General features: G+C 61.5%; 9 protein-coding genes. 2 read left to right on the forward strand and 7 right to left on the reverse strand.

All coding sequences use genetic code 11. The features are described from left to right. The first annotated feature begins 843 nt into the window (after nt 1–843). On the forward strand, nt 844–1,791 hold the full coding sequence (locus RCH07_RS18585) for a ScbA/BarX family gamma-butyrolactone biosynthesis protein (protein WP_326968972.1): 948 nt from the start codon (nt 844–846) through the stop codon (nt 1,789–1,791). On the opposite strand, the gene RCH07_RS18590 is transcribed toward RCH07_RS18585, so the two are convergent. After that, nucleotides 1,694–2,365 carry a ScbR family autoregulator-binding transcription factor gene (locus RCH07_RS18590; RefSeq protein WP_326968973.1) on the reverse strand — a complete coding sequence of 224 codons (672 nt, stop codon included), beginning with the start codon at nt 2,363–2,365 and terminating at the stop codon, nt 1,694–1,696. The two genes, RCH07_RS18585 and RCH07_RS18590, sit on opposite strands and share 98 nt — an antisense overlap. Before the next feature lie 64 nt (nt 2,366–2,429). Between RCH07_RS18590 and RCH07_RS18595 the strand changes: the two genes are divergently transcribed. Continuing rightward, nucleotides 2,430–3,365 (forward strand): NAD-dependent epimerase/dehydratase family protein, encoded by a 936-nt coding sequence (locus tag RCH07_RS18595; protein WP_326968974.1) that lies wholly within the window; start codon nt 2,430–2,432, stop codon nt 3,363–3,365. 113 nt (nt 3,366–3,478) lie between these two features. On the opposite strand, the gene RCH07_RS18600 is transcribed toward RCH07_RS18595, so the two are convergent. The 6 genes from RCH07_RS18600 to RCH07_RS18625 all read right to left on the reverse strand — a co-directional run bounded on the left by RCH07_RS18600 (nt 3,479) and on the right by RCH07_RS18625 (nt 7,506). After that, nucleotides 3,479–4,057, reverse strand: coding sequence for a hypothetical protein (locus RCH07_RS18600; protein ID WP_326968975.1), 579 nt, complete (start codon nt 4,055–4,057; stop codon nt 3,479–3,481). A gap of 42 nt (nt 4,058–4,099) precedes the next feature. Then, nucleotides 4,100–4,789 carry a DEAD/DEAH box helicase family protein gene (locus RCH07_RS18605; protein WP_326968976.1) on the reverse strand — a complete coding sequence of 230 codons (690 nt, stop codon included), beginning with the start codon at nt 4,787–4,789 and terminating at the stop codon, nt 4,100–4,102. Next, nucleotides 4,782–5,159 carry a hypothetical protein gene (locus RCH07_RS18610; RefSeq protein ID WP_326968977.1) on the reverse strand — a complete coding sequence of 126 codons (378 nt, stop codon included), beginning with the start codon at nt 5,157–5,159 and terminating at the stop codon, nt 4,782–4,784. The genes RCH07_RS18605 and RCH07_RS18610 overlap by 8 nt, the downstream gene beginning before the upstream one ends. Then, entirely contained in the window at nt 5,096–5,434 is a 339-nt protein-coding gene (locus RCH07_RS18615; RefSeq protein WP_326968978.1) for a hypothetical protein, read from the reverse strand. The genes RCH07_RS18610 and RCH07_RS18615 overlap by 64 nt, the downstream gene beginning before the upstream one ends. 234 nt (nt 5,435–5,668) lie before the next feature. Further along, entirely contained in the window at nt 5,669–5,842 is a 174-nt protein-coding gene (locus tag RCH07_RS18620; RefSeq protein WP_326968979.1) for a hypothetical protein, read from the reverse strand. Between the two features lie 422 nt (nt 5,843–6,264). Next, nucleotides 6,265–7,506 carry an IS1096 element passenger TnpR family protein gene (locus tag RCH07_RS18625; RefSeq protein ID WP_326968980.1) on the reverse strand — a complete coding sequence of 414 codons (1,242 nt, stop codon included), beginning with the start codon at nt 7,504–7,506 and terminating at the stop codon, nt 6,265–6,267. Nucleotides 7,507–7,747 lie beyond the last annotated feature (241 nt).

The raw sequence follows: 7,747 nt of genomic DNA on the forward strand, positions 1-7,747 counted from the left end.
TCCGAAGATTGGTTGTGTAGGAACTCCCAAATCTATCGGGTTACCCATGCCCCTTAGCACACAATCCCTGACCCACACTTCTGTCAGGAGAGCCCATAGTTCCATGTGCCCCCTTCTACAGGCCACTGCGTCCATGCATTGGCAGCTCCAGCGCCCGCTGTAACGAGCGCGCCAGTTAGTGCTACGCCAGCCATTACTTTCTTGACATTCATCTGAGTCCCATCTTTTGTGTTCATGCGGGACGCCTTTCCAAGCGAAATCCCCCAATATTGGTTATGCCAGTGAAGTAGTGCATTCCCAAAATTCGCTTCTTGGACAGCCACGACTCACCCGTGGACGATGACCCGAATACCGCCCCGCGGCAAGATACCCAAATGCTCGGCATGGTCCCCCTGCTAGGCGTCTTGGGCCACCTGTCACATAGAGTAATTCGTCCCAGCGTATAAAACAAGACGGGCGACCGGTTTGGAACGGATGCTAGAAAACCGTTCGAACGATATGCCAGCCGCTGCGGGCATGGCGGGAGTCCCCCAACGACGAAACCCGGAGTCCCGCGGTTCCCATTCCACATCGCTTCTCGTCCGAAAACAAGCCGGACGACCTGCTTGTTACCTGCTTTTTTACCAAGTAACCCGCGCCAATGTGGTGTTTGCCCGGCCGTCTTCGGCCGTCAGGCTGACCGACCCGGACGCTCCCCGCGGCCTCTTCATCCCCAGATTCGCGTGCTCCACGTGGAGAAACCGTCCGACCGGTATGCTTTGGTCTGCCGGAACTAGGGGGAACGCAATGACGCATAATATTCGACAGCACGACCAGCGCACGGGGCACCGCTTCAGCGCTCCAGTGCCCCGTGAGCTCGTGCACCGACGGGCGATCTCGGAAGTCTTCTTGACCGGGATTCAGAGGAATGAAAGCACTATTTACACGGTTTCGGCACAGTGGCCGCGGTGGCACGTATTCTTTGGCTCCATCGGCCAAGGCTTCGACTCGGCACTCGTCGTCGAGACGCTGCGCCAACTGACAGTTCTGATAGCGCACACGCAGCTGCACGTTCCTCTGGGCATGCAATTCCTCATGCCCGATATCTCAGTGTCCATGACATCCGGGGCGATGCGGAATCCATTTGCTCCGGCAGAAGTGACCGCCGAAGTCATGGTTTCCGAGGTCAAGGCTTCCGTGCAGGGAGTCAATGCATTCCGGACCAGTGCCATATTCCGGGTGGACGGACAGATGATAGCCGACGGTGCGGCCGGGGCGCGGATCGTGGATCCCGAAGCTTACGTCCGCATCCGCTCCCGCTCCCCCGTCGCTGATCGTCACAGGATTGTTCCCCCGGTCCCGGCGGCCGACGTCGGGCATTCCACCGCGTGGAATGTAGTCCTGGGCGAGAGCTCCGCAGCAGGTTGCTGGCCGCTGCGCGTCGATGTTTCAAACCCGATCCTGTTTGATCACCCGCTGGATCATATTCCTGGCGTCTTGCTCATCGAAGCAGTGCGGCAATCAGTTCGCCTGGCGTTGCTGGATCCATCGCTGGACTTCTCGTTACTCGAAGCCCGGTTCATGTCCATCGCCGAGTTCGGAGATGAAGCCGTGGTGGTTCTGGAGTCGGTGACGGCTGATACGGATACAACAACCGTGCTCGCAAATATCCAGGCCTCCGGTACGGTCCGGATGCACGCCACCGCCAGCATCACTACGAACCAGCAGCCCGATTCGGTTCTGCCCCCAAGTCCCCGACGGAAACCAGCCGAGACAGGGTATGTGGATCTTCGTGAGAATCTGCATGCATAATTCCCGGCAGCAGGAGCGCCCACATCTCTTCGATGCGTTGCATGAGGTCCGCTCGTCCGGTCAGGACGTCGGACACCATCTGGACCCCGGTGAAGGACGCCACCACATACCTGGCAAGGACGGCAGGGTCCACCGTGGGACGGATCTGGTTTTCCTCTTTGCCCTGAATTACGAGTTGTTCCATCACGGCAATCCAGTCCTCATAGGGGCCTCGCACCGGCTGGCCAAAGGTCTCCGCTTCAAATGTCAGTCGGATGCCGGCTTTGACCACCGGCTCGTTGATCAACTGGAGTCCGAACGCCCGGCACATCAGGATCATGGTCGTCAGGCCGGAGTGATTGCCGGCCAGAACCGCTGCGCTGTGCTCAAGAACGACGCGGTGCTGTTCCTCAATCACCGCTCTTGCCAGCTCTTCCTTGGACTGGAAATGAAAGTACAGCGCGCCTTTCGTTACCTGGGCCGCTTCGGATACTTGGGTCAGGCTGGCACTGCCGTAGCCATGCTCCTCAAAAACGACTGCAGCCCCTTCGAGGATCGCCTCACGGGTTGCCTTTGCACGATCCTGAAGGACCATAAATGAACCTCAACTCTAGTCAGAACGTAGATTGGACGGACCCCAGCACTCCGCAGGCCCGGAAATGAAGGCGCCCCATCTAACCAGGGTCTTGCTGATCGGGGCCACTGGTTTCATCGGCAGCCGAATTCTCCAGGCGCTCCAGCTACGGGACGATGTCCTTGTATCGATTCTAGCAAGACGGCCGACCGGCTTGCTTTTGGAGGCCTCATCGACTGCTCTGTTCGGTGATGTTACGGACCCGGCATCGGTCCGCCGTGCGGTCAGACATGCGGACGCCGTCATCAACGCAGCCTCGTACGTCGGACCAGACGGGGACATAGCCGACCGTGTGAACCACCTGGGCACCCTGTCCATAATCCGGGCCTGTGAAATTGCGAGAGCAGGAAGACTCGTGCAGATCAGCACCACAGCGGTCTACGGATCCGGACCCCACAATTCACTGCGTCCCGGGGACGCAGAGTACCGCCCTGAATCTCCGGCCAGCCGCAGCCGGGCGGCAGCGGACAGGGCAGTGATCGCTGCGGGTGGGATCGTCATTAGGCCGAACCTCGTCCACGGCGCCGGAGACCGCTGGTTCATCCCGGGAGCAGCGCGAATGTTCAAAACCCTTGGCACCACCATAGACAGCGGCCGCGCGCAGCTCTCCACGATCGACGTTACGGACCTCGGTCTACTAGCGGCCGCCGCGGCGGTCGAGCCGACTGCGGCGCCTGGGGCCTACCATGCCGCATGCCAGACACCGCTGGAGCTTGGCCAGCTCCTCGGAGCCATCAGCGAGCAGATCATCCCCCTGAATATCAAGGGAACATCGACAATTGAAGACGCTGTACGGGCCCTGGAACCAGCTGGATTCAGCCCTCACACTATAAACATGCTGGGCATGAACCATCACTACGAGTCACAGCAGCTATGGGACCTTGCGCGTATCCCGTCGACCGGTTTTCAAATCGCGCCCCAGGCCCAAACATGGTACCGAGGCCGGCTCGTGACCGCATGAGCCCCCGGGATATAGCCGTCAGGGGTGTCCATCTGTTCTTTGTCGAGCGGCCGGGCGGTCTTTCTTGGCTGAGATGTTGAGCCTGTTGATGACCGAGAACTCACGGAGACTCTTCATTCGACCTGGCCGGACCCGCGTCCGCTTCGACGAACAGCGGCGCGTAGGTGCGGGCTTGGGGACCAACTCGTGGAAGAGTAGCGCCCAAGCCATTGTCGGTTGGCGTACGGCTGTAAAGCATGCCATGTCCGGGCGCAACGCCTACGGACGTTTAGGTGACTGCTCAGGCTGAACAAGGCGAACTTCCCATCGCGGTAAGGGAAAGCCGCTCCAACTTGGTCATTTTTGATGCTTAGCGCTACTTTTCCGCGCAGTGGTCCTCGACCCCCGTTCTCCTGGCCGTTGTCCTCCCATTGCTGGCGGGCGGTCTGCTCGTCCTCGTAGGTCCAGTTGAAGATTTGGTCCTGGTCGAACTTGCCGACGGCCAGTGCCTTGAACGGCGTGCCCGACAGGTGCAGTGTCCACCCGCGCTTGATCTGGTCGAAGGCGACGTCGGTCTTGGTGGTGTCGATGCCCTCGTGGGCCTCGTCGATCACCAGCAGATCCCAGTCGAAGCGTGTTATGTGCTTGAGTTTGTCGTACGAGCCGCCGAAGTACTGCGACCCCTTGAGGTCCTGCAGCGACAGGAACTCCACGATGCGCGGGTCTTCATCCTGATGGTTGAGCGAGAAGGCCCGTCACTGCTCGCGAGTCATGGGCGTACGGCCGGACAGGGACTGCGACTCCGAGACGAACTTGAACGTCGTCCGGTGACCGATGAAGCGGACGAAGTCGTCCAACCAGGAATTCGCGATCGCGGGGCGGTTGGTGACAATCAGGACCCGCTGCACGTCCAGGGCCCGCATCAGGTCGTATGTCGTCAGCGTCTTGCCGAACCGCGGCTTGGCGTTCCAGAGCACCTGGCTCTGCCCCGACTTGAAAGCAGCCACTGCCTGGTCGACGGCCGCCCGCTGCTCGGGACGCAGGACGTAATCGTCCTCCACGCCGATGCTCGGTACGTCGGGGAAGTCCTGGCCGGCGAAGTCGTTGAGATACTCTATTGACCTCTTCGACGCGATCTTAAAGTGATGCCACTCCGTGCGCTTGGGCTGGGTCTCACGCTCGACGCCGTGCTGGCGGAGGTAGGCGTGGAAGTCCTTGTCCGTGAAGCTCCCACCGGCTTCAGACGTGAAGAAGGCTCGGCGCGACCACAGCTTCTTCTTCTCGACGGACAGCTGGGACGCCTGCTGTGCAATACGGACGTCGGCGCTCTCCTGCTCCGTGTACCCGATCTTCTCCCAGCCGACGTACTTGGGGACGTCCGGCGTCGTCCACGAGTAGATCAGCGGAGTGATTTCGCGGAACGTGCTGATCTTCGGACTAGGCACCGGTCCTCACTTCCTCGTGGACCTTGTCGATCCGGCACACTTGATAGCTGTCGTAGATGGTGAAGTCGAAGCCGCCCTCGTCGCGCAACGAGGCGAGCGTGAACGGCTCACGCTGCACCATGCCCGGGGCTCCCTCGATCCGGTTCCACCACGAGAACTGGATGTCCTGACCCTTCGGGGTCTGGCTGGTCAGGGTGTTGCCGCGGACGATGTTCGTGTCGATGAGAAACGCCGCCGTCCGGTGCAGGTCGGTGTCCGGGCCGCAGGCAGTGCCATGGGCCTGGTGGAAGCCCAGGAACTCGGCGATCATGATCGCCTTCGCGTCCTGGTGGTTGTCCTCCAGCAACTCGATGCCGTAGATCGAGGCCAATGCGGTAGCGACTCCTCCGACCACTCCTCGACCGGGTACCGCTTCTCGATCGCGCGGAGCTTGCGACGCAGGATCGCGACCAGGAAGTTGCCGTCGCCCGCTGCAGGCTCAAGGAAGGTCTTGTCGACGAAGTCGCGGCCGGTCTCCAACTCCTCGCGGACCAAGTCGAGCATCCGGTTGACCATGTAACGAGGAGTGAAGACCTCACCGTAGATCTTGACACGATGGCGCGACTTCATGACCTGCTCCTCGGCAATCGTCTCTGCCACCGTCACTGGTGCCACCCATGCCGCCGACGATGATGAACGGAACCCGTAGCGGCGGGGTCGTCGGCCGACTTGTCGAGCAAGTCCGCGGACCGGTCATCTCGTGATGGCGACACATGCACTCCAATTTCTGCAGGCCGAGGCTTGGCTTCGGGCGATGATCAGCTGGGGAACCAACCGGAAGACGTAGTCAGCACAGCGCCAACCCTGCCTAACATTACCCGCGAGATCTCGAGGTCCGTCCTACCGGCTCATGCGCTTCTGCAGGAGCTTCTTCTGGCCGTTGGCGCCGCGGGTCTTCCGGGCCTTCGGGCTCCGCCCTGAGGCTTTGGTCACGGCGGCGGTGGGCGAGTTGTATTTAAGCGCCATTTGGTATCGCCAGAGACGTACAACTATGTTCTTGTCGAGCGGAGTCACTGTAGAAATAATCTCGCCTAAGCGCGGGTGGCGGACCGCCAGTGGAAAGGCTCAACGGATAATCGGACAGACGTATCCCACTTCCTTGGAACCAGGATGACCCCGGTGGGACAATCCCCCGCTGACCGCAAACGGCAGCCCGCCGCGTAACTTGGCCGTCCCGTATGTTGTCCCACAACCTCCGCCACAATCACCGTCACAGGTGCAATCTTCGGTACGGTGCACAAATTGTGACTATCACCCGGGATAGCGGTTGAGTCCCAGCAAAAAATGGTCCGGTTTGGCGTTCCGTTTACGGAACCTGCACTGGGACGACCCCGTGACCGCGTTCGACCTCACGATCGGTCTACTCAGCTGCTCCACGGTTGAGGGTATGCGGCGGGCGCCACGGCCTTGCACCGGCGCTGACCGGGCCCGCCTCGTCAGCCCACGCGGATGCCATTGTCAGCGAGGAACTCGCGGGAACGACCCATCTGGCGGTCGGCGGAGAAGGCGTACCACTGTTCGCTAAGGTCCTCTCCGTTTACGATGTCGCGGAACCGGAAGAAGGCACCTTTGCCCTCGATCGCCCGCTCCAGCCGCTCTCGGAGGGCCTCATCGTGCTGCCGCTCGGCGAAGGCCGCCATGTCCCGCCAGCCGTTCCGCGAACCGGTGCGGTCGAGCCGAAGCCAACGCTCCGGCTCCTCCTCCACGTCGATGGCGGCGTCCTCCCCGACTATCATCGGGTCAGTGGCGCTGTCGTCGTACACCTGCCCGGTGCGCAGGTCGAGAAAGCCACCGGTCGACAGCTCCGGATCCCCTTCCAACACGGTGCCGAGCATGTCCAGGTCCACCGGCACCACGCGGCCTGTCAGCGGCACGCCGCGCAGACCGGCCAGCAGGTCCTCGGCCAGCAGCCGGTCACCAGCGCCGCCGCGCCACGTCAGCCGGTTGATGACCGAAAGAGCCACCGGCTCGGCTTCCTGGCGTCTGCGCTCCAGCGCCATCGGTATGCCGGCCCCCACCTGCTGCAGAGCGTCATCGATGTCCCGTCCCGTCACTGCAGCGAGGAAGCGAGCCGCATCTGCCGCCGCGATGGCTTCACGCAGCTCGGACAGGTCGAGCCCAGGCGTCTGCACCTGTGCGGGCCACGCATGCAGCAGCATCGGGTGCGGCCGGCTCGGTTTCCTCGCCGCCCTGCCCTCCCCGTCGTCGGTAGCCCACCGGCGCCCGTACTGGTCCGGGATACTGCCCCATCCCCAGTACGGCAGTGGGACATCAGGGCGGACACCCAATACCTCCAGCGGGTCGACCTTCACTTCCCCGACCACGCATCGGTGCATCCAGGAGTCACCGAGGTCGTACGTGAAATGAAACTCAGCCCCCGCTTCCAGCGTCCGGGCGACCTTGGCAATAGCGATGTCGATCGGTGCGATGATCGGCCCGTGGATCGATCCGGCCATCTCGGCTCCCGTCTCTTCGTCAGTGATGACCCGGCCATCGGCCAGGGTAAACATTGACAAGTGCGAGCGGTCCCACCGGGCGAAGGCATCGTTGATGGCATTGGCGAGATCCATGAAGGTGTGCGACGGTCCGACCGCGAAGATACGCCCAGACCAGGGCCACAGCTCTTCACCACGACCACCGAGCAATTCCACCGTCACCGATAACCAGGTTCGTGTCATGTCCCAAGGATGGCAGGCGCCGCGGCGGTGCCATAACAGTGGTTGGGTTTTGCTCGCTGCCGGCTTCGGTGAATCGCGACGAATTCCGGAGGAGTTTCACACCACTTCTCGTCGTAAGGATGCGAAATGTCTTTAGTCCCTTTTCAGGCTCTCCTGACAGAAGTGTGGGTCAGGGATTGTGTGCTAAGGGGCATGGGTAACCCGATAGATTTGGGAGTTCCTACACAACCAATCTTCGGAG

Origin of the sequence: Arthrobacter sp. CG_A4 (assembly GCF_035985125.1) — a bacterium.
GTDB lineage: Bacteria > Actinomycetota > Actinomycetes > Actinomycetales > Micrococcaceae > Arthrobacter.

Coding starts and splice junctions, on each gene's coding strand:
- RCH07_RS18590 (WP_326968973.1), bottom strand. CDS start 2,365: ATGGTCCTTCAGGATCGTGCAAAGGCAACCCGTGAGGCGATCCTCGAA.
- RCH07_RS18595 (WP_326968974.1), top strand. CDS start 2,430: ATGAAGGCGCCCCATCTAACCAGGGTCTTGCTGATCGGGGCCACTGGT.
- RCH07_RS18625 (WP_326968980.1), bottom strand. CDS start 7,506: ATGACACGAACCTGGTTATCGGTGACGGTGGAATTGCTCGGTGGTCGT.